A 26959-nucleotide genomic window follows, 5' to 3' on the forward strand; every position below is an offset into this window, starting at 1 on the left:
GTCTCTTTCAGTACGTGCTTGTGGTCAGCTGGCGGCCGTCGTGGCTGCGGACGTGGGGGCCTGCATCGTCCAGGGCGTCCAGGAGGCGGATCGCGTAGACCTCGGACATCTGCTCGGACACCTCCTCCGGGGTGAGCCAAGCGACCGCGGTGGATTCATCCGACGTGCGCTCGGTCCCGCCCGACGGCTTGCAACGGAAGACCAAGGCGATGATGCCTCGGGACGTGTTCTTGTAGACCCCGGTCAGCTCGTCTACCTCGACGTGGATGCCCGTCTCCTCCAGAACCTCGCGCCGTACGCCGGCCTCCGGGGACTCCGTGAGTTCGAGTACTCCGCCCGGCAGTTCCCAAGTCCCGTTGTCCGCTCGGCGGATCGCCAGGAGTCGGCCGTCCTCGCGCAGCACTGCCCCGGCTACGGACACGGAGTGCAGTGGCGTTGACTTGTGCTGCGGGGAACCCGTACTCATGTACAGGAGCATAGGAGGAAGAGAAGGACTATGGGAACCGCAGTAGGAGGTGGCAGGGCCGTACCTCGGTACGTGCAGATCGCCGACGACCTCGTCCAGCAGATCCGCGCCGGGGTGCTGGCTCCCGGCGACATGGTGCCGAGTGAGTCGGAGCTCGTGGAGCGCTACGGCGTGGCCGGCGGGACGATCCGCAAGGCCATGGTCGAGGTCCGTGCGAGCGGCCTGGTGGAGACGCGGCACGGTAAGGGCTCGCTGGTGAAGGCCCGGCCGCCGGTACGACACCGGTCCTCGGACCGTTTCCGGCGTACCCACCGGCAGGAGGGCAGGGCCGCGTATCTCGCCGAGTCCGCCCAGTCCGGGGCCGAAGCCAAGGTGAGCGTGCTGTTCATCGGGCCCATGGAGGCGCCGGAAGAGATCGCGGAGCGGCTCGCGGTCACCGCGGGGACTCAGGTGCTGGCCCGGCGGCGGCTGTACTTCCGTAACGGGACTCCGGTGGAGACGGCTACCTCGTACTTGCCCTGGGACGTCGTGAAGGACATCCCCGAGCTGTTCGCGGAGAACCCCGGTCCCGGCGGCATCTATGCGCGGCTGGAGGACCATGGTCATGTCTTCGCCGAGTACGTGGAGACCCTCCAGGCCCGGCCGGCCGCGAAGGCTGAGGCAACTGAGCTGTCGCTGAGCCCCGGCGCCCCGGTGGTTCACCTGCTCCGTGACGCCGTCACGGAGGAAGGCCGAGTGGTGGAGGTCTGCGACACCCTCATGGCCGCTGACCAGTTCGTCTTCGAGTACCGGATCCCCGCGCGCGACTGACGCCTACTCAACTCCTCGCAGCCCGCCGTGAGTTTCTCTTCGCGGCGGGTTGACTCATGTATAGGAGTCAGGCACTCTTCTTCATGTCACTCCTATACATGAGTGACGGAGTCCAGCATCTATAGAGGAGTGATCTGCTGTGCGTCAGATTCCCGTTGACACGTCCGCCGCCCTGGTGATGGTGGCCCAGCCCCCGACCGTGAAGATCAAGGACCGCCGTACCGGTGAGATCGCCACCGATGTCGAGACGGGCGCCCAGATGATGACGGTGGACGTGCTCTTCGCCGCGAACGGCGAGGCGGAAGTCCTGTCCATCGTGGTTCCGGCCCCGGGCCTCACGGGTGACCTGGTGATGGGGACCTCGGTCGCGCTGACCGGTCTGGTCGCCCGGCCGTGGGAGAACGAGTTCAACGGCCAGAAGCGCCACGGGATCAGCTTCCGCGCCGTCGCCGTCACCTCGCTGGCCAAGGAGGGCTGAGCGTGAACGCCTTATGGGTCACGCTGCTGGTGGTCCTGGCCGTCGCGCTCGTCCTGCGCTGGCTGCGGCCCACCTGGTACTGGTTGACCTTCGGGGTCACCTTCGCGACGATCCGCGTCCTGATCCGCTACCGCTCGGTGATGGACGCCTGCGGGCTCACCGTCCCGCCCGCCCGATGGCGACTGGCACTCGCCCGGGTCACCAACCGCCCCGCCCCCGACGACCGTTCGCCGCGGATTCTGCGGCTGCGGCCCACGTCGACCGGCCTGGTCCTGCGGCTGAAACTCCGGCCCGGACAGGACGCGTTCGACTTCTCCGCCTCCTCCGACCGGCTACGGCACTCCTTCGCCCTCCACAACGTCGTCTCGCGAGAGATCCGCTCCGGCGTCGTAGAGCTGCGGATGACCGGCTACGACGTACTCAAGCGGGTGCGCATGCCGGCCGCCGTCCCCGATGGCGTGCTCCGGGTCCCTGTGGCCCTGCGGGAGGACGGGGAGGTTCACCACCGCGACTACCGGCAGGTCCCGCACGCCTTGAACGTCGGCGCGACCCAATCCGGGAAGTCCGTCTACCAACGCACGCTTGTCGCCGGCCTCGCTCCGCGGAACGTCGCCTTAGTCGGCATCGACTGCAAGAACGGCGTGGAACTCTCGCCGCTCGCTGCCCGGTTCACCGCCCTGGCCGACAACCCCGTGGAAGCGGCCGAGCTGCTGGCCGCGCTCGTCCAGTACATGGGCCGCGTCTACGAAGTCATCCGGGCCGAACAGCGCATCAGCGTCGGGCTGCCCGATGCGGAGATCACTGCCGATATCTGGGACCTTCCCGCGCACCTCCGTCCCGTACCCGTCGTGCTCCTGGTGGACGAAGTCGCGGAGCTCGCCCTCGCCGCGGTCAAGGCAGACGAAGCCCGGCGCGACCAGATCATCACCGACCTCGTCCGCCTCGCCCAGCTCGGCCGCGCCGCCGGCATCTACCTGGAGATCTGCGGCCAACGCTTCGGCTCCGAACTCGGCAAGGGCATCACCATGCTGCGCGCCCAACTCACCGGCCGCACCGCCCACCGCGTCAACGACGAGACCTCGGCGAACATGGCCTTCGGGGACATCTCCCCGGACGCCGTCCTCGCCGCCGTCCAGATCGGCAAGGACCGCCCCGGCACGGCGGTGGCCGGTGACTCCTCCGGCGGCTGGTCCCGCATCCGGGCCCCGCACACCACGCTCCGCCAGGCCGTCGACACCTGCAACGCCCACGCGCACCGGACCCCGAGCATCCCGGAGCTGGAGCGCTTCCGGCCCGCGCTCCCCGTGCGCGTCCTCGTTGGCAAGGTCCAGTCGAAGAGCGCTACAGCGGGTGCCTTCTAAGCACATGCCCCACCTGGTCGGCGCGGCCTCTCGCGCCACGTCCCTACCCCACCCATGCCTGAAACGAGGTGAAGACCATGACCCGCCTGGTCCGCCCGGACGCTGTCCTCGTCCAGGCCGTCATCGCCGGAGCCCTCTCCTTCGCCCACCTCCACGACCTCGCCGAAGCCGCAGGACAGCACGGCTGGAAGGCCTGGGCCTACCCGATCAGCGTGGACCTGCTCCTCGTCGCCTCCTGGCACCGCCTGCGCACCCTGCGGGAAGCGGGGGAGCCCTCACGCTCGGCCTGGTCCTGGTTCGCCGTCGCCTTGGCGGCCTCGCTCGGCGCGAACGTCGCGACCGCCGGCCTCCTCGACCTGGGCGACGTCCCGGACTGGCTCCGGATCCTCGTCGCCGGATGGCCTGCGCTCGCCTTCCTCGGCGGCACCCTCCTGGTTCACAGGCCTACGCCGCCCAACGACCCGGAGCTCGCTCCGGCGCCCCGGCCCGTGGTCGAGCGGGAAACAGAACCCGGCGTACAGGCCGCCCCGGCTCCTGCACTCCCTGCTCCGGCCCCGGTACCCGCACCCGCGGTCGCCGCTCCGCCCGCCCTCGTCGCCCACGCCCAGAAGATCGCCGCCGATCACCGCACCCGCACCGGCTCGGACATCGACACCGAGACCTTGCGCGCCCGGCTCGGCGTCCCGTCCTCGATGGCTGAGGCCATTGCCGCCCAGCTCGCCTGAGGAGGCCCGATGCCCGCCCGCATCAACTTCCGCTCACTGATGAAGATCGGCCCCGTTCAGATCGGCACCTACCGCGACCGGCGCGGCCGCACCAAGGACTCCGCCGTGTGCACCGCCGACGCCTGCGGCTGGTCCTCCGACTACAGCTCCTCGACCGCCGCCCAGCTCGCCGCCCGCTCCCACCGCTGCCGCGTCAGCTGACCTGAAAGGCCACGTCATGGACGTACCGCTCTGGTTCGCCCTCCTCGCCGTCGGAGTGCTCGGCGTGAAGCTCATCCGCCCGCCCTGGTGGCTCGTCGCCGTGATCCTCCTCGGCGGATTCCTCCTCGCGGACAGCTTCCTCGCCCCCGCCATCGACACCGCGATCAACAAGTAGCCCGCCCCGGAAGGAGAACAGCCGTGTTCAAGCCCAAGTACCCCAGCCCCGACACGTACACCCCGGCAACCATCCACCCCGCCCCGGCGCCCACCGAGTACGTGGTGCCCGCCCCGGCCCCGGTCCCCGCCAAGGCTCCGACTGCCCTCGGCGGCCTGGTCCGCAACTCGCCCGGAACCGCGCTCGCCCTCGCCGCCGGCGGAGTCGCCGGAGTCCTCGCGCTGGCCTCTGTAGCGGTCTCGCTGCTCCTGGCCGTCGCCGTCACCGCGGTCGCCCTGTCCCTCAGCGCCGTCGTCCTGCTCTTCCTCGTCCGCGCCCTGCGCCAGGAGTTCAAGAGCCGTTGACCGGCCCCGGGACGGCCTCAACCGCCAAGTTTCCGCCGTCCCGGCGCCGCGCTCCTGCCCGAACCAACAGATCCGGAAGGAACCACAAGCATGACTCAGAACGCTCCGGGACAGCTCTGCGCGAACTGCGCCGGCCACGCCTCCGTTGCCATCACCTTCGGCGGCCGCGACCGCTCCGGCCGCCTCCGCACGATCACCGCGCACTGCCCGACCTGCCACGGCACCGGCAAGCGCCTTGCCCTCCGCTCCGTCTTCACTTCGGCCGGGCGGTGACCGCCATGCTGCCGGACAACGACATGACGAACCCGCTGACCGCACAGGCCGCCGCGTTCCTGGTCTTTGCGCAGTTGGCGGAGCTCCACCCGACACTGCCAGGCGCCTACATCACCACCAGCCAGATCAGCCCCACAGAGGCGAGCGTCCTTCTCGACAGCCCTGCCGACCTCGAAGCCTGGCGTCTGGCCACGTACACGGAAGTCGACAACGTGCAGCTCGCCGACCTCAGGGGCGAGAGGAAACTCCACTTCACTGCACCACTCGGCCGGATCACTCTGAAGGTCTTCACGGTGTTCGCCCCGGCCGTGGCGGTGAGCGCGTGACCAACCGCGCGACCGTCGCGGACCTGGACCCCGGCCTCCTCGGCGATATCCTGAGGGTGGCCGGGGCTCCCGGTTACGCCCGCTGGGAAGACCAGATCCGCCGCACCGGCGGCTGCTCCGACCCCATCCACATCACCGGCTGGACCGTTGCCAAGGACAAGACCACCGGCGAGACCCTGCACCGCTACTCCACCGCCGAAGAACCCGGCGCCCGCCTCCGCATCGCCTGCGGCAACCGCCGTGCCTCACGCTGCCCCGCCTGCGCCTGGACGTACTCCGGCGACACCTACCACCTGATCCGCGCCGGGCTCGCCGGAGACGACCGCCGCGACATCCCCGCCACCGTCCGCGAACACCCCCGCGTCTTCACCACCCTCACCGCCCCGTCCTTCGGCCCGGTCCACAACCGCCCCGCCGGCCGTCCCTGCCGCTGCGGCAAGCACCACCAGGAGGACGCCGCTGAACTCGGCACCGCCCTCGACCCGGCCACCTACGACTACGCCGCCGCCGTCCTCTTCAACAACCACGCCGGACAGCTCTGGCAGCGCTTCACGACCCGCCTGCGCCGCGAGATCGCTGCGTACGCCGGACGGACCCAACGCGAGCTGAAGGAGGAAGCCCGGATCTCCTACGGCAAGGTCGCCGAGTTTCAGAAGCGCGGCGCCATCCACTTCCACGCCGTCATCCGCATCGACGGCCCCGCCGGCCCGACCAGCCCGCCGCCCTCCTGGGCCAGCACCGAACTCCTCGACCGCTCGATCCGCGCGGCCGTCGCCCACGCCTACACCTCGGTGTCCGTCCCTGCCGCTGCCGACCAGCCCGCCCGTACGTTCCGCTGGGGCACGCAGCTCGACGTGCGCCCCATCAAGGCCTTCGGGGATGGCTCCGACATCACAGAGCAGGCGGTCGCCTCGTACGTGGCCAAGTACGCGACGAAGGCGGCAGAGAACACCGGCTCCCTCGACCGCCGCATCGGCAACCGCGAAGCCCTCGTCCTCCTCGACGTCCCCGACCACACCGCGCGCCTGATCGGGGCCTGCCTCGACCTGGACCCGCTGTACCCGGACCGCCGCCTCACCGCCTGGTCGCACATGCTCGGCTTCCGCGGCCACTTCTCCACGAAGTCCCGCCAGTACTCCACCACCCTCGGCGCCCTCCGCCAGACCCGCGCCGACTACCGCGCAGCCCAGGAACGCGAAGCCCGCGGCCTGGACGACGTCGAGCCGGACACGGTGCTCGTCCTCGCCTCCTGGCAGTACGCCGGCCACGGACACAGCCCGGGGGAGTCGGTACTCGCCGCCAGCATCGCCCGGGACATTCAGCTGAACCGCCAGACCGCCCGCGAAGCCCTGCAAGGAGAGCAGCATGAATGAGCGTTTCCTCAGCGTCGTCCAGGTCGCCGAACTGCTCGGCACCACCGTGCGGTTCCCCCGGCGCCTCGTCGAGGAGCGGCGGATCACGTACGTGAAGGTCGGCCGCCACGTGCGCATCCCGGAAAGCGCCGTCCGGGCGTACATCACCGCGAACACCGTCGAGCCGCGTCGCCGTCGGCGCCTGGGGGTGGCTGCCTGATGGCCGGGAAGCGCCGCCAGTTCGGCCGGGTCCGCAAGCTGCCGTCCGGCCGGTACCAGGCCCGCTACCTCGGACCGGACGGGGAGCTCCGTCCCGCGCCCGAGACGTTCCGTACGAAGAAGGACGCGGACGACTGGCTCGCCGACACGCAGACCGAGATGCGCCGGGGCGACTGGCGCGACCCGGACGCCGGGAAGGTCGCCTTCGGGCCGTACGCCGTCGCCTGGATCAAAGAACGCGAGCTGACCAGCACCACGCGGCAGCTGTACGCCTCTCTCCTCAAGCACCACCTGGAGCCGGCCCTCGGCGCCGTCAACCTGGCGGAGATCACGCCGCCCCTCGTCCGCAGCTGGCGTGCCGACAAGCTCGCCGCCGGCACCGGCCCGACCACGGTCGCCAAGTCCTACGCCCTGCTCCGGGCCGTTCTGGGGACGGCGCTGTCGGATGAGCTGATCCGGCGGAACCCCTGCCAGGTCAAGGGCGCCAGCTCCGTGCACACCCCGGAGCGGCCGACCGCGACGGTAAAGGAGGTCTACGCGCTGGCCGAGGCGATTCAGCCGCGCTACCGGGCCCTCGTACTCATGGCCGGATTCCTCGGGCTGCGCTGGGGCGAATTGATCGGGCTCAGCCGGCGGGACGTGGACCTTGAGCACCGAACCGTGCGGGTTCGCCGGTCCGTGGCCGAGCTGAGCAACGGACAGCGGGAGATCAAGGCGCCGAAGAGTGCCGCGGGAAAGAGGACGGTCTCCATTCCCGGCGTGATCCTCCCGGACCTTCACGAGCACCTGAAGCGGTACGCCGAGGCCGGTGTCGACGGGCGCGTGTTCATCGGGGCCAAGGGGGCGACCCCGCGCCGGAATCACTTCAATCTGCTGTGGCACAAGGCTTGTCGAGAAGCGGGGATCAAGGGTCTTCACTTCCATGACCTTCGGCACACGGGGAACACGCTCGCCGCGTCCACGGGGGCCAGCACGCGGGAGTTGATGACGCGCATGGGCCACAGCACCGCCCGCGCCGCGCTGATCTATCAACACGCGAGTGCCGATCGGGACCGGCTGATCGCCGACGCGTTGAGCGGACTGGTGAAGAAGAGCCGCCAGAGCAAGAAAAAGGGCGTGCGGGGCACGAAGGAAGATCCACAGCGGAAGGGGCACGCAGGGGGCACGCGGGGCTGATCGGGGCCCCGGGAACGGCGAAGGGCCAGGTCGAGGAGACGTCCTCTGACCTGGCCCTTTTCGCTTCAGAGCGGGTGACGGGAATCGAACCCGCGTAGCTAGTTTGGAAGACTAGTGCTCTACCATTGAGCTACACCCGCAACGCGCGCGCCGCAGGTCCGGGGACCTCGGCACGGACAGCATCCTAGCGGGTCGCTCCCGGTGGGTGCACACCACATTCGGCGCCGTGGCGGAGACCTGCCCGAAATACCTCGGGGAACCCCGCGCATCAGAGTGTCCCCGGGCATGTACCCTACGTGTCGCACCGACGGGGTGTGGCGCAGCTTGGTAGCGCGTCCGCTTTGGGAGCGGAAGGTCGTCGGTTCGAATCCGGCCACCCCGACCAGCAGCAGTGTCTCCACAAGATCGCGTTGTGGGCTGATTGCCGCTTGCGGTTACTATGCAAGCTGCGTGCCCGTGTGTCTGATGTACCGGGCCGAAGTCCGCCGAACCGCTGAATCACAGCGTGACGGCAGAATCCCCAGCAGTCAGCCACCAAGGAGACCGAACCGTGAAGAGCGCCGTGGAGACCCTGAACCCGACTCGGGTTCGGCTCACTGTTGAGGTGCCCTTCGAGGAGCTCAAGGACAGCCTCGACGCGGCGTACAAGAAGATCAACCAGCAGGTCACGGTGAAGGGCTTCCGCAAGGGCAAGATCCCGGCCCGCGTCATCGACCAGCGCTTCGGCCGCGGTGCGGTGCTGGAGGAGGCCGTCAACGACGCCCTCCCGAAGTTCTACACCGAGGCGGTCAACGAGGCCGACCTGAACCCGCTGGGCCAGCCCGAGGTGGACATCACGGAGCTGAAGGACGGCGAGATCCTCGCCTTCACCGCCGAGGTGGACGTCCGCCCCGAGATCGAGATCCCGGACTTCTCCGGCATCGAGGTCGAGGTCGACGCCATCGAGGTCTCCGACGAGGACGTCGAGAAGTCCGTCGAGCAGCTGCGCGGCCGCTTCGGGTCCACCAAGGACGTCGAGCGCGCCGCCGCCGAGGGTGACGTCGTCACCATCGACCTCGAGGCCAAGGTCGACGGCGAGGTGCTGCCCGACGGCGTCGCCTCCGACGTCTCCTACACCATCGGCTCGGGCGAGCTCCTCGAGGGCATCGACGAGGCCGTCACGGGCCTGGAGGCCGGTGGCGAGGCCACCTTCACCTCCCAGCTCAAGGGCGGCTCCGCCGAGGGCAAGGACGCCGAGGTCACCGTCAAGGTCACCAAGGTCTCCGCCAAGGAGCTCCCGGAGCTGGACGACGAGTTCGCGCAGATGGCGAGCGAGTTCGACACCCTCGAGGACCTCAAGGCCGACAGCCGCAAGCGCCTCGAGAACATGAAGCAGTACGACCAGGCCACGCAGGCCCAGGAGCGCGTCCTGGAGAAGCTGCTGGAGCTCGTCGAGGTCCCGATCCCCGAGAAGCTCCTCGCGGACGAGGTCCAGACCCGCAAGCACAACCTCGAGCACCACCAGCTCGGCCAGATGGGTCTGACCATCGAGAAGTACCTGGAGTTCCAGGGCAAGACGGTCGAGGAGTTCGACGCCGAGACCTCCGAGCAGGCGATCAAGGGCATCAAGACCCAGTTCGTCCTCGACGCGCTGGTCAACAAGGAGAAGCTGGGCGTCGACCAGGAGGAGCTCACCGAGCACCTCATGCGCCGCGCCGCTTCCTCCGGCATGTCCCCCGACCAGTTCGCCCAGGCCGTGGTCGAGGGTGGCCAGGTCCCGATGCTGGTCGGCGAGGTCGCCCGCGGCAAGGCCCTCGCGGTCGTCGTCGAGGCCGCCAAGGTCGTCGACACCAACGGTGAGGTCGTGGACCTGTCCGACGAGGACGAGGAGCAGGCCGTCGAGACCGTCGAGGCCGCCGTTGACGGCGACGACGAGGTCAAGGCCGACGAGGCCAAGTAACACCCCGGGCGAAGCCCACTGAGCAGTGCCCCGAAGGGCCCGGACGCCGTCGCGTCCGGGCCCTTCGGCGCGCTCCCTGTAAGGCCCGCGGACCTTGCGCTCCGAGCGAACAGTTCGGGAAGCGGGATGGCGTTGTCCTACCTGCGCGTTAGGGTCCATGAATACGAGGGCACGTGAGTACCCGGGCGCCGGCGGACTCGTCCGCTCCGGCCGGACCGGGCCCCAGAACGAGACGCTGAGACGGCACATGGCCGTCGGAGACGAGCAGGTGGATACGTGACGAATCTGAAGCCTTACGCCGCGGGTGAGCCGTCCATCGGTGGCGGCCTCGGCGACCATGTCTACAACCGGCTGCTCGGCGAGCGCATCATCTTCCTCGGCCAGCAGGTCGACGACGACATCGCCAACAAGATCACCGCGCAGCTCCTGCTCCTGGCCGCCGAGCCGGAGAAGGACATCTACCTCTACATCAACAGCCCCGGTGGCTCCGTGACGGCCGGTATGGCCGTCTACGACACCATGCAGTACATCCCGAACGACGTCGTCACGATCGGTATGGGCATGGCGGCCTCGATGGGCCAGTTCCTGCTCACCGGTGGCGCCAAGGGCAAGCGCTTCGCCCTGCCGAACACCGACATCCTGATGCACCAGGGCTCCGCCGGTATCGGTGGCACCGCGTCGGACATCAAGATCCAGGCCCAGTACCTGCTGCGCACCAAGCAGCGGATGGCCGAGATCACCGCGTTCCACTCGGGCCAGACCGTCGAGGCGATCATCCGCGACGGTGACCGCGACCGCTGGTTCACCTCCGAGGAGGCCAAGGACTACGGCCTCATCGACGAGATCATCTCGGCAGCGTCCAACGTTCCGGGCGGCGGCGGCACCGGGGCCTGATCCCGGGACCCACCGTCAGTACCCCGCAGCCGACAGCCCGCAGAACGCCACCAGGATGGTGAACACCCAGATGCAGAACAACTTCTCCGCGAGCAGCCTCTACACCGGCCCGCAGGTGGACAACCGCTACGTCATCCCGCGCTTCGTCGAGCGCACCTCGCAGGGCGTGCGCGAGTACGACCCGTACGCGAAGCTCTTCGAGGAGCGCGTGATCTTCCTCGGCGTGCAGATCGACGACGCGTCCGCCAACGACGTCATGGCGCAGCTGCTGTGCCTGGAGTCGATGGACCCGGACCGCGACATCTCGATCTACATCAACAGCCCCGGTGGCTCCTTCACCGCGCTGACGGCGATCTACGACACGATGCAGTTCGTGAAGCCGGACATCCAGACGGTCTGCATGGGCCAGGCGGCCTCCGCCGCCGCGGTCCTGCTCGCCGCCGGTACCCCCGGCAAGCGCATGGCCCTGCCGAACGCCCGCGTGCTGATCCACCAGCCCTCCGGTGGCACCGGCCGTGAGCAGCTCTCCGACCTGGAGATCGCGGCCAACGAGATCCTGCGCATGCGTGACCAGCTGGAGACCATGCTGGCCAAGCACTCGACGACGCCGATCGAGAAGATCCGCGACGACATCGAGCGCGACAAGATCCTCACGGCCGAGGACGCGCTCGCGTACGGGCTGATCGACCAGATCATCTCCACCCGTAAGAGCAGCAAGGCCTGATCCTTGCCACCAGTTGGCGTGAGCACGTCCCCGGATTGGGCGATGTGAACCACGTCAAGGGGGCCCCGCTCGGGGCCCCCGGCAAGGTACCGTCGGATATGAGGCACCAGGAGCGCTGAACCAGGCGTCTCCCAGGCGAAGGGGAAGCACCTCGTGGCACGCATCGGTGACGGCGGCGATCTGCTCAAGTGCTCGTTCTGCGGAAAGAGCCAGAAGCAGGTGAAGAAGCTCATCGCAGGACCCGGTGTGTACATCTGCGACGAGTGCATCGACCTCTGCAACGAGATCATCGAAGAGGAGCTCGCGGAGACCTCCGAGGTCCGGTGGGAGGAACTCCCCAAGCCCCGTGAGATCTACGAGTTCCTGGAGAGCTACGTCGTCGGCCAGGAGCCGGCGAAGAAGGCGCTCTCGGTAGCGGTCTACAACCACTACAAGCGGGTTCAGGCCGGCGAGAACGGCGGCGCACAGGGCCGGGACGACGCGATCGAGCTCGCGAAGTCCAACATCCTGCTGCTGGGCCCCACGGGCTCCGGCAAGACGCTGCTCGCGCAGACCCTCGCCCGGATGCTGAACGTCCCGTTCGCCATCGCCGACGCGACGGCGCTGACGGAGGCCGGGTACGTCGGTGAGGACGTCGAGAACATCCTCCTGAAGCTGATCCAGGCCGCCGACTACGACGTCAAGAAGGCCGAGACCGGGATCATCTACATCGACGAGATCGACAAGGTGGCCCGCAAGAGCGAGAACCCGTCGATCACGCGCGACGTGAGCGGCGAGGGCGTGCAGCAGGCACTGCTGAAGATCCTGGAGGGCACGACCGCCTCCGTACCGCCGCAGGGCGGCCGCAAGCACCCGCACCAGGAGTTCATCCAGATCGACACGACGAACGTGCTCTTCATCGTGGGCGGCGCCTTCGCCGGCCTGGAGAAGATCATCGAGTCGCGTGCGGGCGCCAAGGGCATCGGCTTCGGGGCGACCATCCGCTCGAAGCGCGAGATCGAGGCCAGTGACCAGTTCCAGGAGGTCATGCCGGAGGACCTGGTGAAGTTCGGGATGATCCCCGAGTTCATCGGCCGCCTCCCCGTGCTGACCTCCGTGCACAACCTGGACCGCGAGGCCCTGCTCCAGATCCTCATCGAGCCGCGCAACGCGCTGGTGAAGCAGTACCAGCGGCTGTTCGAACTCGACGGCGTGGAGCTGGACTTCGAGCGCGAGGCGCTGGAGGCCATCGCGGACCAGGCCATCCTCCGCCAGACGGGCGCGCGCGGCCTGCGCGCCATCATGGAAGAGGTCCTGATGTCGGTGATGTACGAGGTCCCGTCCCGCAAGGACGTGGCCCGCGTGGTCATCACCTCGGACGTGGTCCGCTCCAACGTCAACCCGACGCTGGTCCCGCGCATCGTCCCGAAGGACCAGGGCCCGCACGAGAAGTCGGCCTGACCGACCGGCCGTAGAGCAATACGCAGAAGGGGCGCCCCCGGCCGGGGGCGCCCCTTCTGCGTGTGCCGCGCGCGGTTACTTCTTGACGCGGGCGGTGTTGTAGAGCTTCGCGGCGAGCTCGGCGGTCTGCTCCTGGGTGTAGCCGGGCTTGCCGGCCAGGATGGACGCCACGTCCGAGGCGCTGACCATGCTCAGGGTGCTGTAGTCACCCCAGACGCAGAAGGGGAGCGTGGCCTCCTTGGGCCCCTTGGTGCTCGTGTCCTTCGAAGTGAACTTGATGTCCTGGCACTTCATCACGGCGCCCTTGAAGTTGGCCGGGGACATCGTCTTGGGGCTGCCGAGGAGCTGCACATCGGACTTGCCGTCCTTGGCGGCCTCCATCCTGGCCTTGGCGAAGTACCCGTCCACTGCCTTCTCCGGGTCGGCGACCTCGCCGTAGACGCCGGAGAAGTTGAGGCCCTTGGTCGCCAGCGGGTTCTTCGGGTCGCCGGCCGCGTAGGTCATCCCCACCTGGGTCGCGTTCTTGACGCCCGCCGCCTCGGCTTCCTTCTTGTCCTCGTCGGTGAAGGGCTTGTCCTTGTACTTCGGGTCCTTCTTGAAGTCGTCCACCGACTCCGGGGCCACCAGCTTGTAGCCCTTGGTGTCGGCGGAGATGTTTCCGCCCGCGCCGCCGCCCAGGAGGTACCAGCCGCCGCCCGCGATCACTGCGACCGCGACGACCACGCCGATGATCACGCCGGCCTTGGACTTCTTCGGGGGCTGGCCGCCGTACGGGGGCTGCTGCTGCGGGTGGCCGTAGGCCGGGGTCGGCGGCTGCTGCGGGTATCCCTGCGGGGGGACGCCCGGCTGCTGCGGGTAGCCGTAGCCCGGCTGCGGGGCCGGGGGCTGGCCGGGCTGGCCGTACGGGTTGGGCTGGGGGGCGGGCTGGCCGTACGGTCCCGGCGGCGGGGGCTGCTGCCCGTACGGTCCTGGCTGCTGAGGCTGCTGCCCGTAGGGCCCTGGCTGGTTGTAGCTCATCCCGCGTCCCCCAATGAGGTTGCTTATACGTTTCTCACATCCTGACGGAAGCCCGGGGCGGTCAGGGCCCCGGGCCCCGGGAATACCGGTTTCATGACTGGACTGTTACCGCTCTAAACTGTGCCCCGTGACCGAGAACACGCAGACACCCAGCAGCCCCGACTCCGAACTGCCGACCGCGTACGCCCCGGCGGCCGTAGAGGGGAAGCTCTACGAGAGCTGGGTAGAGCGTGGCTACTTCACGGCCGACCCCGCGAGCGAGAAGCCCCCGTACACGATCGTCATCCCGCCGCCGAACGTCACCGGCTCCCTGCACCTGGGCCACGCCTTCCAGCACACGCTCATGGACGCCCTCACCCGTCGCAAGCGGATGCAGGGCTACGAGTCGCTGTGGCTGCCCGGCATGGACCACGCCGGTATCGCCACCCAGAACAAGGTCGAGCAGCAGCTCGCCGAGGAGGGCAAGTCCCGCCACGACCTGGGCCGCGAGGAGTTCGTCGAGCGGGTCTGGCAGTGGAAGGAAGAGTACGGCGGCAAGATCCTCGGCCAGATGCGCCGTCTCGGCGACGGCGTCGACTGGTCCCGTGAGCGCTTCACCATGGACGAGGGCCTGTCCAAGGCCGTCCAGACCATCTTCAAGAAGCTCTTCGACGACGGCCTGATCTACCGGGCCGAGCGCATCATCAACTGGTGCCCCCGCTGTCTGACGGCCATCTCCGACATCGAGGTGGAGTACCAGGAGGACGCGGGCGAGCTCGTCTCCATCAGGTACGGCGAGGGCGAGGACAGCCTGGTCGTCGCGACCACCCGCGCCGAGACGATGCTCGGTGACACGGCCGTCGCCGTCCACCCGGACGACGAGCGCTACAAGCACCTGGTCGGCAAGCTCATCAAGCTCCCGCTCACCGACCGTTCGATCCCGGTCGTCGCGGACACCCACGTCGACCCCGAGTTCGGTACCGGCTGCGTCAAGGTGACGCCCGCCCACGACCCGAACGACTTCGCCATCGGGCAGCGCCACAACCTGCCCAACATGACGATCATGGACGAGCACGGTGTCATCACCGTCCACGGCCCCTTCCTCGGCCTGGACCGCTTCGAGGCCCGTTCCGCGGTCGTCGGCGCCCTGCGCGGGCAGGGTCGCATCGTCGCGGAGAAGCGTCCGTACCTGCACTCCGTCGGCCACTGCTCGCGCTGCAGCACCACCGTCGAGCCCCGCCTGTCCCTCCAGTGGTGGGTCAAGGTCGAGACCCTGGCCAAGGCCGCCGGTGACGCGGTCCGCGACGGCCGTGTCGCGATCCACCCGCAGGAGATGGAGAAGCGCTACTTCGACTGGGTCGACAACCTCAACGACTGGTGCATCTCGCGCCAGCTGTGGTGGGGCCACCGCATCCCGGTCTGGTACGGCCCGGACGGCGAGGTCGTCTGCCTCGGCCCCGACGACGAGGCGCCGACGGGCGAGGGCTGGACCCAGGACACCGACGTCCTCGACACCTGGTTCTCCTCCGGCCTGTGGCCGTTCTCCACGCTCGGCTGGCCGGAGAAGACCCCGGACCTGGAGAAGTTCTACTCCACCGACGTCCTGGTCACCGGCCACGACATCATCTTCTTCTGGGTCGCCCGGATGATGATGTTCGGCCTGTACGCCATGGACGGCGAGGTCCCCTTCAAGACGATCGCGCTGACCGGTCTGGTCCGCGACGAGCGCGGCAAGAAGATGTCGAAGTCCTTCGGCAACGTCGTCGACCCGCTGGACTGGATGGACAAGTACGGCTCCGACGCCGTCCGCTTCACCCTGGCCAAGGGCGCCAACCCCGGCACCGACGTCCCGATCGGCGAGGACTGGGTCCAGGCGTCCAGCAAGTTCGCCAACAAGATCTGGAACGCCACGCGCTTCGCGCTGATGAACGGCGCCACGATCGAGGGCGAGCTGCCGCCGGTCGAGCAGCTGTCGGCCACCGACCGCTGGATCCTGTCCCGCCTGAACAAGACGGTCGCGCAGGTCGACGCGTACTACGACGACTTCCAGTTCTCGAAGCTCAGCGAGGCGCTCTACCACTTCGCGTGGGACGAGGTCTTCGACTGGTACGTCGAGCTGTCGAAGACGACCTTCTTCGCGGGCGGCGAGCAGGCCCAGGTCTCCAGCCGCGTCCTCGGTGAGGTCATCGACGTCATGCTGCGGCTGCTCCACCCGGTCGTCCCCTTCGTCACCGAGACGCTGTGGACCACGCTGACCGGCGGCGAGTCGCTCGTCATCGCCGACTGGCCGAAGGACAGCGGCTTCCGTGACGAGGCCGCCGAGACCGAGATCGGGAACGTCCAGAACCTCGTCCGCGAGGTCCGCCGGTTCCGCAAGGAACAGGGCCTCGACGACAAGCAGAAGGTGCCGGCCCGTCTCGACCTGTCCGGTACGGCGCTCGCCGCGCACGAGGCGGCCATCCGCCAGGTGCTGCGCCTCCAGCCGGAGGGCGACGCCTTCAGCGCCTCCGCGACCCTCCCGGTCGCCGGCGCCACGGTGGCTCTCGACCTGTCGGGCACGATCGACGTCGAGGCCGAGCGCAAGCGCCTGACGAAGGACCTCGGCGCCGCAGAGAAGGAGAAGCTGCAGGCCGAGGCGAAGCTCGGGAACGAGGCCTTCCTGGCCAAGGCCCCCGACAACGTCGTGGACAAGATCAAGGGACGGCTGACCAAGGCCGAGGCGGACATCGCCCGGCTCCGGGCGCAGCTGGACGGCCTGCCGGCCGCGTAGCACCCGGTAGCGCCCCGTAGGTACGCACAGGTGAAGGCCCCCACGCCGTCGGTCGACGTGGGGGCCTTCCCCGTATGCCTTCCCCGGGCGGGGGCCGGCGTCACAGCGGACGGTCGCCGGCCCCCGCCCGGATCAGCGCGGGCCGCCCTGCACCGCCGCCGGGCACAGGGACCCGAAGCCTGTCCGAAGTGCCCGAAATCACGCCGTTTTTCGTTCTGGGGCCATCCGAACCGGGACGCCGACCACGGATGATGGAGTGCATGCGCGTCAAGCCCGTCGTCCCGGCCCTCGACCGGCTGGTGGCCTCCGGCCGTCGGCTCGCCGAGAGCTGGGCCGGGTCTCCGCGGGCCGTGGACGTGCTCACCGCGCTGGGCTGCCTCGGCCTGATGGCCCTCGACCTGCCGGGCCTCGCCGCCGCCGACAACTCGCTGAGCGGTCCCGCCGCCGCCGTCGTCCTCGCCCTGGGCTGCTCGACCCTGCTGGTGCGCCGCCGACAGCCCTGGATCTCGTACCTGGCCGCGCTGCTCCTCATCGGGTGGCTGCACGAGCTGACCCTGATCCAGTTCGCCCTCTACTCGGTCGGCCGCTACCGGGGGCGCCGGGCCGGGATCCTCGCCACGCTCGGGTACGTCGCCTTCGCGCTGGTGATGTTCGTCCTGCCGGGCTGGCCCGAGCCGCAGGGGCAGACCCTCAGCGGCTTCCTCAGCCTGGTCGTGCCGATCGGGGTGCTCGCCTCGGCGGTGGGCATCGCCGCCTACCGGCACGACCTGGTGGGGGAGCTGACCGCGCGGCGGGCCGAGTCCGCCGTGCTCCAGGCCGTCCAGCAGGAGCGCACCTCCGTCGCCCGTGACGTGCACGACTTCGTCGGGCGGGAGCTGACCCTGCTCACGGTCCGCTCCGAGGTGCTCTCGATGCGGGCGCGCGAGACGGCGTACGGGCCGGACTTCGAGGAGCTGGCCGACACCGCGCGCCGGGCCCACCTGGTGCTCAACGAGATCATCGTGCAGCGCGGGGAGCGGGCCTCGACCCCGGGCGTGGACGGGCTGGCGGCGCTCGCGCAGGAGAGCGGGCGGGCCGGATCACCCGTCCGGCTCGCCATGGACGAGGACGCGCACGCGCTGTCGCCGCTGCGGCAGGCGGCGGTCTACCGGGTGGTCCAGGAGTGCCTGACCAATGCGGCCAAGCACGCGCACGGCGAGACCATCGACGTGTCGATCACGGCGGACGGCCCGTGGCTGCGGATCGCCGTCGGCAATGCCCTGCCGGCCCGGACCCCGGGCCGGGCCCCCGTCTCGGCGGGCTCGGGCACGGCGAGCATGTCCGAGCGCGTCCGCAGCCTGGGCGGAACCCTGACGGCGACGCGCACGCGGGACACGTACGAGGTCGTGGCCACCCTCCCGCGCGGCTGACCTGCACCTGCCCCTGGGCCGTCTCTAGGCCTTCGCCGGGGCCGGCAGGCCCCCCAGGGCGTCCAGTTCCTCCACGCACCGGCCGGTGCCCAGCGCCACGCAGTCGAGCGGGTCGTCCGCGACGAAGACCGGGATGCCGGTCGCCGAGGCCATCCGCAGGTCCAGGCCGGGCAGCAGCGCGCCGCCGCCGGTCAGCACGATGCCGTGCTCCATCACGTCGCCGGACAGCTCCGGCGGGCACTCCTCCAGGGTGGTGCGCACGGCCGCGATGATCGCCTCGATCGGTTCGTCGAGCGCGGCCCGGACGTCCGGGGCGGTCAGCGTGAGGGTCTTGGGCATGCCGCCGACCCGCTCGCGGCCGCGCACGGTGAAGGTGCGCGTCTCCAGCTCCGGCCGGTCGGGGACCGGCCAGGCGGAGCCGAGGCCCAGCTTGACGTCCTCGGCGGTGCGCTCGCCGATGAGCAGCCCGTGTTCCTTGCGTACGTGGTCCATGACCGCCGCGTCGAGCCGGTCCCCGCCGACCCGCAGCGACCGGGACGTGACGATGCCGCCCAGGGAGATGACGGCGACCTCCGAGGTGCCGCCGCCGATGTCCACGACCATGGAGCCACGGGGTTCGGCCACGGGCAGCCCGGCGCCGATCGCCGCGGCCATCGGCTCCTCGATGAGGTGCACGGCCCGGGCGCCGGCCCGGGTGGACGCCTGGACGATGGCCCGCCGCTCGACCGGGGTGACGCCGGAGGGCACGCAGATCACCATCCGGGTGCGGGGCCGCCGGCCCGGGACCGCCTTGCGGACGAAGTGCCGGATCATCTCCTCGGCGGCCTCGTAGTCGCAGATCACGCCGCCCTTGAGAGGGCGGATCGCGGTGATGGAGCCCGGGGTGCGGCCGATGGTCTCCTTGGCGTCCGCGCCGACGGCCAGGGCGGTGGTGGTGCCCGCCCTCACGGCGACCACGGACGGCTCATTGAGGACGATTCCGTGCCCCCGCGCGTAGACGAGGGTGTTGGCGGTGCCCAGGTCGATCCCTATGTCGCGGCTGGATGCTGTCTTGTTGCTGCTGGCCTGCGGCATTTATTCCCCTATCTCCTGCCGCAAGGCTTGCATAACGATCCGGTCGCTCCGGCCGCCGGAGGTCCCGAAACGGCCGGGCCGAAAGTCCTGCGGGTCCCCGTCCGTAGACTGGCCCTGTGAGTGACCAGCAGCCCGAGAGCCACGACCGCGACGACAACGACGACCTCGCCGGTACCTTCGACGAGTTCGACCAGATCGTGGCGGAAGAGTCCGACCGCGACCCCGACCTGGCGGTGATCGAGGCCGGTAGCCGCACCCTGCGCGCCCAGGCCGGATCACCGCAGGGCGACCCGGTACCCGCCCGGCCCGTCGACCCGGAGGTCGCCAAGGCGCTGCTGGAGGTGGAGCAGGAGCTCGCCACCCGCTGGGGCGAGACCAAGCTGGAGCCCTCGGTGTCGCGGATCGCGGCGCTGATGGACGTGCTGGGCGAGCCGCAGCGCGCGTACCCGTCCATCCACATCACCGGCACCAACGGCAAGACGAGCACGGCCCGCATGATCGAGGCCCTGCTGAACGCCTTCGAGCTGCGCACGGGTCGCTACACCAGCCCGCACGTGCAGTCGATCACCGAGCGGATCAGCCTCGACGGGGCGCCGATCACCGCCGAGCGGTTCGTCGAGACATACCACGACATCAAGCCGTACGTGGAGATGGTCGACGCCGCCGAGGAGTTCCGGCTGTCGTTCTTCGAGGTGCTCACCGGGATGGCCTACGCGGCCTTCGCGGACGCCCCGGTGGATGTGGCCGTGGTCGAGGTGGGCATGGGCGGCAGCTGGGACGCGACCAACGTCATCGACGCGTCCGTCGCGGTGGTCACCCCCATCAGCCTGGACCACACCGACCGGCTCGGCTCCACGCCCGGTGAGATCGCCGTGGAGAAGGGCGGCATCATCAAGCAGGACGCCACCGTGATCCTGGCCCAGCAGCCGGTGGACGCGGCGCAGGTGCTGCTGAAGAAGGCCGTCGAGGTGGACGCGACCGTGGCCCGTGAGGGCATGGAGTTCGGCGTCGTCTCGCGCGAGGTCGCGGTCGGCGGCCAGCAGCTGACGCTGCGCGGCGTGGGCGGCGAGTACGACGACATCTTCCTGCCGCTGTACGGCGCGCACATGGCCCACAACGCGGCGGTCGCCCTGGCCGCCGTGGAGGCCTTCTTCGGCATCGGCCAGGAGCACGCCCGGGTCCTGGACATGGAGACCGTGCGCAAGGCCTTCGCCTCGGTGGCCTCGCCCGGCCGCATGGAGGTCGTCCGGCGCAGCCCGACCGTGGTCCTGGACGCGGCCCACAACCCGGCCGGCGCCGTGGCCACCGCGGAGGCGGTCACCGAGTCCTTCGGCTTCAGCCGGCTGATCGGGGTCGTCGCCGCGAGCGAGGGCAAGGACGTCCGCGGAGTGCTGGAGGCCTTCGAGCCGATCTTCGCCGAGGTGGTGCTGACGGAGAACTCCAGCCACCGGGCGATGGGCGCGGACGAGCTGGCGGCCGTAGCGGTCGAGGTCTTCGGCGCGGACCGGGTGCAGGTGGAGCCGCGGCTGGACGACGCCCTGGAGGCGGCGATCACCCTGGCGGAGGAAGAGGCCGAGTACGGAGGGGCCGGGGTCCTGGTGACCGGTTCCGTGATCACGGTGGGCGAGGCCCGCCTGCTGCTGAAGAGGGGCTGAGGGATGCGCACGCTGTGTGCGAGCACGCTGATCGGCGAGTTCTTCGTGATCGGCTTCGCGGGGCTGGTGGCGATGAAGGACCCCGACCTGACCCAGGCCGCGGTCTGGACGGTGTGCGGGGTCACCATGCTGCTGTCGGTGCTGCTGTGCGGGATGCTGTCGCGTCCCGGGGCGGTCCAGCTGGGCTGGGCCCTGCAGATCGGTCTGGTCCTCAGTGGTTTCGTCGTGCCGACGATGTTCTTCCTCGGCGCGGTGTTCGCCGGACTGTGGTGGTGCTCCGTGCACTACGGACGCAAGATCGACACGATCAAGGCGCGCTGGGCGGCCGCCCAGGAGGCGCAGGGGGCACCCGGGGCGCCTGACGCTGCGTGACGGGTCCCCGGATCGGCCCTGTAGATTCGCCCTACCGCACCCGTTTGCCGCAAGGAGCCGCAACATGACCCAGCGCACCCTCGTCCTGCTCAAGCCCGACGCCGTCCGTCGTGGTCTGGTCGGCGAGATCATCGGCCGTATCGAGCGGAAGGCCGGCTGGACCATCCCCGCACTGGAGCTGCGTACGCTGGACCAGGACACCCTGGAGGCGCACTACGGCGAGCACAAGGGCAAGCCCTTCTACGAGCCCCTCATGGGCTTCATGGCGAGCGGCCCGATCGTCGCCCTGGTCGTCGAAGGGGAGCGTGTCATCGAGGGTGTCCGCCAGCTGGCCGGACCCACTGACCCGATTGCCGCGGCACCCGGCTCCATCCGGGGTGATTTCGGCACGATCACGCGTGAGAACCTGATCCACGCCTCGGACTCGGAGGAGTCCGCGGAGCGTGAGCTGAAGCTGTTCTTCCCGGCGCTCTGAGCACTCTTTCCTGACGCAACATCAGCCGAATAGCGCTCATGACCTGGGGCGACCGAAGTAATTTCGGTCGCCCCCCGGTATTTCCGGGCCGGAGCGGGAACGCCTGGGCAGGACACGTCGTCACCACTGAGGGGGCGGGTATCCATTCCGGCGGGATTGCCGGAGTCCCGTCGCGCGGTCTTCGTACTTGCGGCACTACGATGGGGCCTCCACCCACACACCCACCTCGCCGACCTGACAGCAGCCGCTATCAACTGGAAGGCCAGACGCTCCTCATGGGGAACAAGGGGAACAAAATGTCGTTCATCGGCCGTGACATGGCGATCGACCTCGGGACCGCCAACACGCTGGTGTACGTGAGGGGCCGGGGGATCGTCCTGAACGAGCCGTCCGTGGTCGCCATCAACACGAACACCGGTGGCATCCTGGCGGTCGGCTCCGAGGCGAAGAAGATGATCGGGCGCACGCCCGGCAACATCGTCGCCGTGCGGCCCCTCAAGGACGGCGTGATCGCCGACTTCGAGATCACCGAGCGTATGCTCCGGTACTTCATCCTCAAGATCCACAAGCGCCGCTACCTGGCCCGACCGCGCGTGGTGGTCTGCGTTCCCTCCGGCATCACCGGAGTCGAGCGACGCGCCGTCATCGAGGCGTCCACGCAGGCCGGCGCCCGCCAGGTGCACATCATCGAAGAGCCCATGGCCGCCGCCATCGGCTCGGGCCTGCCCGTCCACGAGGCCACCGGCAACATGGTCGTGGACATCGGTGGCGGCACCACCGAGGTCGCCGTCATCTCCCTCGGCGGAATCGTCACGGCACAGTCCATCCGGGTGGCCGGTGACGAGCTCGACAACGCGATCATCCAGCACATCAAGAAGGAGTACTCGCTCCTCCTCGGTGAGCGCACGGCCGAGCAGATCAAGATCACCATCGGGTCGGCGTACGACCTCGACAAGGACGAGCACACCGAGATCCGCGGTCGCGACCTGGTCTCCGGCCTGCCCAAGACGGTCGTCATCTCGGCCGCCGAGGTGCGCAAGGCCATCGAGGAGCCGGTCAACGCCATCGTCGACGCGGTCAAGACCACGCTCGACAAGTGCCCGCCGGAGCTGTCCGGCGACATCATGGACCGCGGCATCGTCCTGACCGGCGGCGGCGCCCTGCTCCGCGGCCTCGACGAGCGGCTGCGCCGGGAGACCGGCATGCCGATCCACATCGCCGAGGACCCGCTCGACTCCGTCGCGCTCGGCTCCGGCAAGTGTGTCGAGGAGTTCGAGGCCCTCCAGCAGGTCCTGGACGCCCAGCCCCGTCGCTGACAGATGCCCCTCCCTGCCGGAGGGGCCATGCGGAACACAAGGATCCGCCGTACGGGTGCTACCGGGCCCGTGCGGCGGATCGTTGATATACAGGCAAAAGAGAATTCCGACGAGGAAGGCACGGCCGCCGCACGTGAGGGACACACGAGAAAGCCGGCTGCTCCTGGTGCTTCTGATCGCCATCGCGTTCGCGTTGATCACGGTGGACATCAGGGCAGGCGAGGAGTCGCCGGTCGACGGTGCCCGGCAGGCCGCCGCGGCGGTCTTCGGTCCGGTCGAGGAAGGTGTGGCGACCGCGGTCGATCCGGTCGCCAACGCCATAGGGGCGGTACGGGACTCCGGCGAGCGCCACAACCGCATCGCCACGCTGGAGCGCGAGAACGCGGCGCTGAAGGCCAAGCTGGGCAGCGAGGACCAGACCCGCAGCCGCATCCACGAGCTCGACGAGATGCTCAAGCGGGCCGGCGCCGGGCAGTACGGCATCAAGGGCGCCGAGGTCATCGCGATAGGAGCGGCCCAGGGCTTCTCCTGGACCGTCACCATCGACGCCGGCAGCAAGGACGGCATCGAGCGCGACATGACCGTCCTCAACGGCGACGGCCTCGTCGGCCGGGTCAGCACGGTCGGCCCCGACACCGCCACGGTCGTCCTCGCCAACGACCCCGACTTCACCGTCGGCACCCGCCTGGAGAAGACCGGTGAACTGGGCTTCGCCACCGGTCAGGGCGACCGCGCCCTCTCCGTCCAGATGCTCAACGGCAAGGCCAAGGTCAACCCCGGCGACCGGCTCGTCACCTTCGGCTCGCGCGGCAACAAGCCGTTCGTGCCCGGGGTGCCGATCGGCGAGGTGGTCAAGGTCGACCCCTCCCGCGGCGACCTCACCCGCACCGTCTGGGTGCGTCCGTTCGTCGGGTTCTCGCGCCTGGACATCGTCGGCGTCGTGGTGATGCCGCCGCGGGAGGACCCGCGTGACGCGGTCCTGCCGCCCAAGCCCGAGGCCCCCAAGCCCATCCCGACGGTCACCGTCACGGTCACCCCGTCCGGGTCCGCCAGTGTGCCCGGCAAGCCGGCCGACGAGTAGGGAAGATCGCCATGCGCTTCAACAGGATCCTGCTCTCGGCGAGCCTGATCGTGGTCGCCCTCGTCATCCAGGTGACCGTCCTGGGCCGGCTCCAACTGCCCGGCGCCGTGCCCGACCTGCTGCTGCTCACCGTCGTCTCGCTCGCACTCGTGTACGGGCACGTCAGCGGTGCGCTCATCGGGTTCTCCGCCGGTCTCCTCGCCGACCTGGCCCCGCCCGCCGACCACGCCGCCGGACGGTACGCGCTCGTCCTGTGCGTCATCGGCTACGCCGTCGGTCTGGTCCGCCCCGACGGCGGCCGGTTCCGTTCCGCCTGGGGCCCGATGCTCACCGTCGTCGCCGCCGCGATCGGCTCCACCCTGCTCTACGCGGGGGTGGGCGCCCTCGTCGGCGACACCGCGGCCCGTCACGTCGGCCTGACCGGGCTGCTGTTCACCGCGACCCTCTACGACCTGCTGCTCGCGCCGTTCACCGTGCCGTTCATCATGGCCCTGGCCCGGCGCGCCGAGAACGACCCGATGGCCGTCGAGGCCGGCGGCGGCCCCGCCAACAAGGCGGCCGACGTCTCCGCCGGCTGGCTGGCCGGCGGCACGGGCCTGCGCATCGGCAGCCAGCGCGGCGGCCTGCGCCTGAAGACCGCGCGGTCCCGCGCCAACAAGGCGGTCCGCATAAAGGGCATCAAGCCGGCCAAGGGTGTGAAGACCATCAAGAAGCTGTGAGGGAGGAGCAGACGTGACCAACGTCCCGGAGACAGGCCGCACCTCCCGGGTGCACATCAGGCTCGTCATCATGCAGGTCCTCGTCTTCTCGATGCTGATCACCCTCGGCGGCCGGCTCTGGTTCCTCCAGATCCGCAACGGCGCGGAGTACTACCACGAGGCGAAGAGCAACCACGTCCAGCGGGTCGTCCAGCCCGCCGTGCGCGGCTCGATCCTCGACGCCCGCGGGGTCGCGCTCGCCGACAACGAGACCCGCCTCGTCGTCTCCGCCAGCCGCACCGCGCTGATGAAGATGAAGGACAAGGGCAAGGGCGTCATGACCCGCCTCGCCGACGTCCTGGACATGGACCCCAAGGAGGTCATGGACAAGGTCCGGCTCTGCGACTCCCAGACCCCCAAGCCCTGCTGGAACGGCTCCCCCTACCAGCCGATCCCGGTCACCCTCGAAGCCACCACGCAGCAGGCGCTGCAGCTGCGCGAACGCCCGGAGGAGTTCCCCGGCATCACGGCGGAGCCCACCGCCGTCCGCCGCTACCCGGCCCCCGGCGGGGCCCGCACCTCCCAGGTGCTCGGCTACCTCTCGCCGGTCACCGACGAAGAGATCCAGAAGGCCAAGGACACCGACTCGCCGCACCTGAGGTCGGACCAGGTCGGCCGCTCCGGAATCGAGCGCACCTACGACCGGCAGTTGCGCGGCAAGGCGGAAGTCACCTCGTACGAGGTCGACAACCTCGGCCGGGTCATGGGCCAGACCAAGTCCGACCCGGGCGTGGCCGGATCCACCCTCGTCACCAGCATCGACACCCGGATCCAGGCCGTCGCCGAGTACGAGCTCCAGGACGCGATGAAGGTCGTCCGCAACGAGACCGACAACATCACCGGCCGCAAGTACGAGGCCGACTCGGGCGCCGTCGTCGTCATGGAGGCCAAGACCGGCCGCATCGTCGCGATGGCCTCCCAGCCCGACTACGACCCCAACGCCTGGGTCGGCGGCATCTCCGGCAAGGACTACGCCAGACTCACCAGCAAGAGCTCCAACTACCCGCTGCTCAACCGGGGCATCCAGGGCATGGCCCCCGCGGGCTCCATCTTCAAGGTGGTCTCCGCGAGTGCGGCCGTCCGGGCCGGCTACAAGTTCGACGACAAGTACAGCTGCAGCAGCTCCTACAGCCTCGGCGGCCGCAGCTTCGCGAACTTCGAGTCCAAGGGACACGGCCCCATCACCCTCGGCGACGCCCTCAAGTTCTCCTGCAACACCGTCTTCTACGCCCTGGGCCACAAGGAGTGGCAGCGCGACGGCGGCCTCAGCCCCAAGAAGGACGCGCACGACTGGTTCTACCGGACCGCCCGGGAGTTCGGACTCGGCTCCGAGACCGGGATCGACCTGCCGAACGAGGTCACCGGCCGCATCCCCGACCGGAGGTGGAAGCAGAACTTCTGGAAGGCCAACAAGAACGCCTGGTGCAAGCAGGGCAAGCGGGGCGGCACCTACGTCGAGCAGATCGCCTACGAGAGCTGCCTCGAGGGCAACCAGCTGAAGGCCTACGACAGCATCAACTTCGCCATCGGCCAGGGTGACGTCCTCGTCACCCCCATCCAGATGGCCACCGCGTACTCCGCCATCAGCAACGGGGGCACCCTCTACAACCCCACGGTGGGCAAGGCCGTGATCAGCCCCGACGGCAAGCACATCGAGATGATCAAGCCCCAGTCCCACGGCAGGCTGCCGATCGACGCCAAGACCGTCAGGGACCTCGACAAGGGCCTGCGCTCGGTCGTCGAGCCCGGCGGCACCGCCGCCTGGCGCTTCGGCGGCTGGCCGATGGACAAGATCCCGATGCACGCCAAGACCGGCACCGCACAGGTCTACGGCAAGCAGACCACGTCCTGGCTGGCGACCTACACCAAGGACTTCACGATCGTCATGACGATCTCCCAGGGCGGCACCGGCTCCGGAGCCTCCGGCCCCGCCGTACGCAACCTCTACAACGCCATCTACGGTCTGACCATGGACGGGAAGCCGAGCCCGAAGGGTGCCCTGCTGCCGGGCCCGGAGGCCGGACTGCCCAGGATCAACCCGGACGGTTCCATCGACTCCCCCGAGATCCGGCCGTACGTACCGCCGTCCCCGGAGCAACTGGAGCCGCCGGCGCTCGCCGGGCCACCCCCGACACGGCACGACTGAGGAC

28 protein-coding genes and 2 tRNA genes are annotated in these 26959 nt (G+C 69.5%); 26 read left to right on the forward strand and 4 right to left on the reverse strand.

Annotation, left to right across the window (positions count from 1 at the left end):
* Positions 1-7: 7 nt before the first annotated feature.
* Positions 8-478, reverse strand: a complete 471-nt coding sequence (locus OG373_RS25670; protein ID WP_405440599.1) for an NUDIX hydrolase — start codon at positions 476-478, stop codon at positions 8-10.
* Positions 479-496: 18 nt separating this feature from the next.
* Here OG373_RS25670 and OG373_RS25675 point away from each other — a divergent pair, with 18 nt between their 5' ends.
* The 12 genes from OG373_RS25675 (at position 497) to OG373_RS25730 (ending at position 7906) form a co-directional block, all read left to right on the forward strand.
* Positions 497-1276: a GntR family transcriptional regulator gene (locus OG373_RS25675; RefSeq protein WP_405440600.1), complete on the forward strand. Its 780-nt coding sequence runs from the start codon at positions 497-499 to the stop codon at positions 1274-1276.
* A 139-nt stretch (positions 1277-1415) separates the two neighbouring features.
* A complete protein-coding gene (locus OG373_RS25680; protein WP_161288439.1) occupies positions 1416-1754 on the forward strand; it encodes a hypothetical protein in 339 nt (112 codons plus the stop codon).
* A 2-nt stretch (positions 1755-1756) separates the two neighbouring features.
* Positions 1757-3115, forward strand: a complete 1359-nt coding sequence (locus tag OG373_RS25685; RefSeq protein ID WP_405440602.1) for an FtsK/SpoIIIE domain-containing protein — start codon at positions 1757-1759, stop codon at positions 3113-3115.
* A 77-nt stretch (positions 3116-3192) separates the two neighbouring features.
* Entirely contained in the window at positions 3193-3840 is a 648-nt protein-coding gene (locus OG373_RS25690) for a DUF2637 domain-containing protein (protein WP_405440603.1), read from the forward strand.
* Positions 3841-3849: 9 nt separating this feature from the next.
* On the forward strand, positions 3850-4041 hold the full coding sequence (locus tag OG373_RS25695) for a mobile element transfer protein (RefSeq protein ID WP_150519628.1): 192 nt from the start codon (positions 3850-3852) through the stop codon (positions 4039-4041).
* 16 nt (positions 4042-4057) lie between these two features.
* Positions 4058-4216, forward strand: coding sequence for a hypothetical protein (locus OG373_RS25700; protein WP_107084747.1), 159 nt, complete (start codon positions 4058-4060; stop codon positions 4214-4216).
* Between the two features lie 23 nt (positions 4217-4239).
* Positions 4240-4560 (forward strand): hypothetical protein, encoded by a 321-nt coding sequence (locus OG373_RS25705; protein WP_405440605.1) that lies wholly within the window; start codon positions 4240-4242, stop codon positions 4558-4560.
* A 90-nt stretch (positions 4561-4650) separates the two neighbouring features.
* Positions 4651-4833 carry a hypothetical protein gene (locus OG373_RS25710; protein ID WP_405440606.1) on the forward strand — a complete coding sequence of 61 codons (183 nt, stop codon included), beginning with the start codon at positions 4651-4653 and terminating at the stop codon, positions 4831-4833.
* A gap of 5 nt (positions 4834-4838) precedes the next feature.
* Positions 4839-5159, forward strand: coding sequence for a hypothetical protein (locus tag OG373_RS25715; protein WP_405440607.1), 321 nt, complete (start codon positions 4839-4841; stop codon positions 5157-5159).
* The gene (gene repSA, locus OG373_RS25720) at positions 5156-6532 is read left to right on the forward strand and encodes a replication initiator protein RepSA (RefSeq protein ID WP_405440608.1); all 1377 of its coding nucleotides are present in this window, start codon (positions 5156-5158) and stop codon (positions 6530-6532) included. The genes OG373_RS25715 and repSA overlap by 4 nt, the downstream gene beginning before the upstream one ends.
* Positions 6525-6731 carry an excisionase family DNA-binding protein gene (locus OG373_RS25725; RefSeq protein WP_405440609.1) on the forward strand — a complete coding sequence of 69 codons (207 nt, stop codon included), beginning with the start codon at positions 6525-6527 and terminating at the stop codon, positions 6729-6731. Before repSA ends, OG373_RS25725 begins: the two co-directional genes overlap by 8 nt.
* Positions 6731-7906, forward strand: coding sequence for a tyrosine-type recombinase/integrase (locus OG373_RS25730; protein ID WP_405440610.1), 1176 nt, complete (start codon positions 6731-6733; stop codon positions 7904-7906). The genes OG373_RS25725 and OG373_RS25730 overlap by 1 nt, the downstream gene beginning before the upstream one ends.
* Before the next feature lie 69 nt (positions 7907-7975).
* Here the strand turns inward: OG373_RS25730 and OG373_RS25735 are convergent.
* Positions 7976-8046: transfer RNA gene (locus OG373_RS25735), tRNA-Gly, on the reverse strand.
* Positions 8047-8214: 168 nt separating this feature from the next.
* Between OG373_RS25735 and OG373_RS25740 the strand changes: the two genes are divergently transcribed.
* The 5 genes from OG373_RS25740 (at position 8215) to clpX (ending at position 12903) form a co-directional block, all read left to right on the forward strand.
* Positions 8215-8291: transfer RNA gene (locus tag OG373_RS25740), tRNA-Pro, on the forward strand.
* Between the two features lie 165 nt (positions 8292-8456).
* A complete protein-coding gene (gene tig / locus OG373_RS25745) occupies positions 8457-9845 on the forward strand; it encodes a trigger factor (protein WP_397728909.1) in 1389 nt (462 codons plus the stop codon).
* Between the two features lie 276 nt (positions 9846-10121).
* Positions 10122-10739 (forward strand): ATP-dependent Clp protease proteolytic subunit, encoded by a 618-nt coding sequence (locus OG373_RS25750; protein ID WP_030026957.1) that lies wholly within the window; start codon positions 10122-10124, stop codon positions 10737-10739.
* A gap of 55 nt (positions 10740-10794) precedes the next feature.
* The gene (locus OG373_RS25755) at positions 10795-11463 is read left to right on the forward strand and encodes an ATP-dependent Clp protease proteolytic subunit (protein WP_389114005.1); all 669 of its coding nucleotides are present in this window, start codon (positions 10795-10797) and stop codon (positions 11461-11463) included.
* A gap of 153 nt (positions 11464-11616) precedes the next feature.
* A complete protein-coding gene (gene clpX, locus OG373_RS25760; protein ID WP_301371147.1) occupies positions 11617-12903 on the forward strand; it encodes an ATP-dependent Clp protease ATP-binding subunit ClpX in 1287 nt (428 codons plus the stop codon).
* A gap of 75 nt (positions 12904-12978) precedes the next feature.
* Here the strand turns inward: clpX and OG373_RS25765 are convergent, their stop codons facing one another.
* Entirely contained in the window at positions 12979-13920 is a 942-nt protein-coding gene (locus OG373_RS25765; RefSeq protein WP_405440612.1) for a hypothetical protein, read from the reverse strand.
* A 127-nt stretch (positions 13921-14047) separates the two neighbouring features.
* Between OG373_RS25765 and OG373_RS25770 the strand changes: the two genes are divergently transcribed.
* Together OG373_RS25770 and OG373_RS25775 are read left to right on the forward strand one after the other, a co-directional pair.
* Positions 14048-16669, forward strand: coding sequence for a valine--tRNA ligase (locus tag OG373_RS25770; protein WP_405440613.1), 2622 nt, complete (start codon positions 14048-14050; stop codon positions 16667-16669).
* 260 nt (positions 16670-16929) lie between these two features.
* Positions 16930-18078, forward strand: coding sequence for a sensor histidine kinase (locus OG373_RS25775; protein ID WP_405440614.1), 1149 nt, complete (start codon positions 16930-16932; stop codon positions 18076-18078).
* Between the two features lie 24 nt (positions 18079-18102).
* On the opposite strand, the gene OG373_RS25780 is transcribed toward OG373_RS25775, so the two are convergent.
* Complete coding sequence (locus OG373_RS25780; RefSeq protein WP_405440615.1) at positions 18103-19152, reverse strand: rod shape-determining protein; 1050 nt, start codon at positions 19150-19152, stop codon at positions 18103-18105.
* Between the two features lie 116 nt (positions 19153-19268).
* Between OG373_RS25780 and OG373_RS25785 the strand changes: the two genes are divergently transcribed.
* The 7 genes from OG373_RS25785 to mrdA all read left to right on the forward strand — a co-directional run bounded on the left by OG373_RS25785 (position 19269) and on the right by mrdA (position 26955).
* Positions 19269-20807 (forward strand): bifunctional folylpolyglutamate synthase/dihydrofolate synthase, encoded by a 1539-nt coding sequence (locus tag OG373_RS25785; protein WP_405440616.1) that lies wholly within the window; start codon positions 19269-19271, stop codon positions 20805-20807.
* A 3-nt stretch (positions 20808-20810) separates the two neighbouring features.
* On the forward strand, positions 20811-21179 hold the full coding sequence (locus OG373_RS25790; RefSeq protein ID WP_397728897.1) for a DUF4233 domain-containing protein: 369 nt from the start codon (positions 20811-20813) through the stop codon (positions 21177-21179).
* A 64-nt stretch (positions 21180-21243) separates the two neighbouring features.
* Positions 21244-21654 carry a nucleoside-diphosphate kinase gene (gene ndk / locus OG373_RS25795; protein WP_405440617.1) on the forward strand — a complete coding sequence of 137 codons (411 nt, stop codon included), beginning with the start codon at positions 21244-21246 and terminating at the stop codon, positions 21652-21654.
* A 296-nt stretch (positions 21655-21950) separates the two neighbouring features.
* Positions 21951-22970, forward strand: a complete 1020-nt coding sequence (locus OG373_RS25800; RefSeq protein WP_008738981.1) for a rod shape-determining protein — start codon at positions 21951-21953, stop codon at positions 22968-22970.
* Positions 22971-23103: 133 nt separating this feature from the next.
* Positions 23104-24051 carry a rod shape-determining protein MreC gene (mreC, locus tag OG373_RS25805; RefSeq protein WP_405440618.1) on the forward strand — a complete coding sequence of 316 codons (948 nt, stop codon included), beginning with the start codon at positions 23104-23106 and terminating at the stop codon, positions 24049-24051.
* Positions 24052-24062: 11 nt separating this feature from the next.
* Positions 24063-24770 carry a rod shape-determining protein MreD gene (gene mreD, locus OG373_RS25810; protein ID WP_405440620.1) on the forward strand — a complete coding sequence of 236 codons (708 nt, stop codon included), beginning with the start codon at positions 24063-24065 and terminating at the stop codon, positions 24768-24770.
* A 13-nt stretch (positions 24771-24783) separates the two neighbouring features.
* Positions 24784-26955, forward strand: coding sequence for a penicillin-binding protein 2 (mrdA, locus tag OG373_RS25815; RefSeq protein ID WP_405440622.1), 2172 nt, complete (start codon positions 24784-24786; stop codon positions 26953-26955).
* Positions 26956-26959 lie beyond the last annotated feature (4 nt).

This window comes from Streptomyces avidinii (genome assembly GCF_045161815.1).
Taxonomy (GTDB): domain Bacteria; phylum Actinomycetota; class Actinomycetes; order Streptomycetales; family Streptomycetaceae; genus Streptomyces; species Streptomyces avidinii.

Bases quoted from the DNA above. Each gene is read 5' to 3' on its own strand.
- OG373_RS25670 (WP_405440599.1), bottom strand. From the start codon at position 478: ATGCTCCTGTACATGAGTACGGGTTCCCCGCAGCACAAGTCAACGCCA.
- OG373_RS25675 (WP_405440600.1), top strand. From the start codon at position 497: ATGGGAACCGCAGTAGGAGGTGGCAGGGCCGTACCTCGGTACGTGCAG.
- OG373_RS25690 (WP_405440603.1), top strand. From the start codon at position 3,193: ATGACCCGCCTGGTCCGCCCGGACGCTGTCCTCGTCCAGGCCGTCATC.
- OG373_RS25695 (WP_150519628.1), top strand. From the start codon at position 3,850: ATGCCCGCCCGCATCAACTTCCGCTCACTGATGAAGATCGGCCCCGTT.
- OG373_RS25700 (WP_107084747.1), top strand. From the start codon at position 4,058: ATGGACGTACCGCTCTGGTTCGCCCTCCTCGCCGTCGGAGTGCTCGGC.
- OG373_RS25710 (WP_405440606.1), top strand. From the start codon at position 4,651: ATGACTCAGAACGCTCCGGGACAGCTCTGCGCGAACTGCGCCGGCCAC.
- OG373_RS25715 (WP_405440607.1), top strand. From the start codon at position 4,839: ATGCTGCCGGACAACGACATGACGAACCCGCTGACCGCACAGGCCGCC.
- OG373_RS25725 (WP_405440609.1), top strand. From the start codon at position 6,525: ATGAATGAGCGTTTCCTCAGCGTCGTCCAGGTCGCCGAACTGCTCGGC.
- OG373_RS25730 (WP_405440610.1), top strand. From the start codon at position 6,731: ATGGCCGGGAAGCGCCGCCAGTTCGGCCGGGTCCGCAAGCTGCCGTCC.
- OG373_RS25755 (WP_389114005.1), top strand. From the start codon at position 10,795: ATGGTGAACACCCAGATGCAGAACAACTTCTCCGCGAGCAGCCTCTAC.
- OG373_RS25765 (WP_405440612.1), bottom strand. From the start codon at position 13,920: ATGAGCTACAACCAGCCAGGGCCCTACGGGCAGCAGCCTCAGCAGCCA.
- OG373_RS25775 (WP_405440614.1), top strand. From the start codon at position 16,930: ATGCGCGTCAAGCCCGTCGTCCCGGCCCTCGACCGGCTGGTGGCCTCC.
- OG373_RS25780 (WP_405440615.1), bottom strand. From the start codon at position 19,152: ATGCCGCAGGCCAGCAGCAACAAGACAGCATCCAGCCGCGACATAGGG.
- OG373_RS25790 (WP_397728897.1), top strand. From the start codon at position 20,811: ATGCGCACGCTGTGTGCGAGCACGCTGATCGGCGAGTTCTTCGTGATC.
- ndk (WP_405440617.1), top strand. From the start codon at position 21,244: ATGACCCAGCGCACCCTCGTCCTGCTCAAGCCCGACGCCGTCCGTCGT.
- OG373_RS25800 (WP_008738981.1), top strand. From the start codon at position 21,951: ATGTCGTTCATCGGCCGTGACATGGCGATCGACCTCGGGACCGCCAAC.
- mreD (WP_405440620.1), top strand. From the start codon at position 24,063: ATGCGCTTCAACAGGATCCTGCTCTCGGCGAGCCTGATCGTGGTCGCC.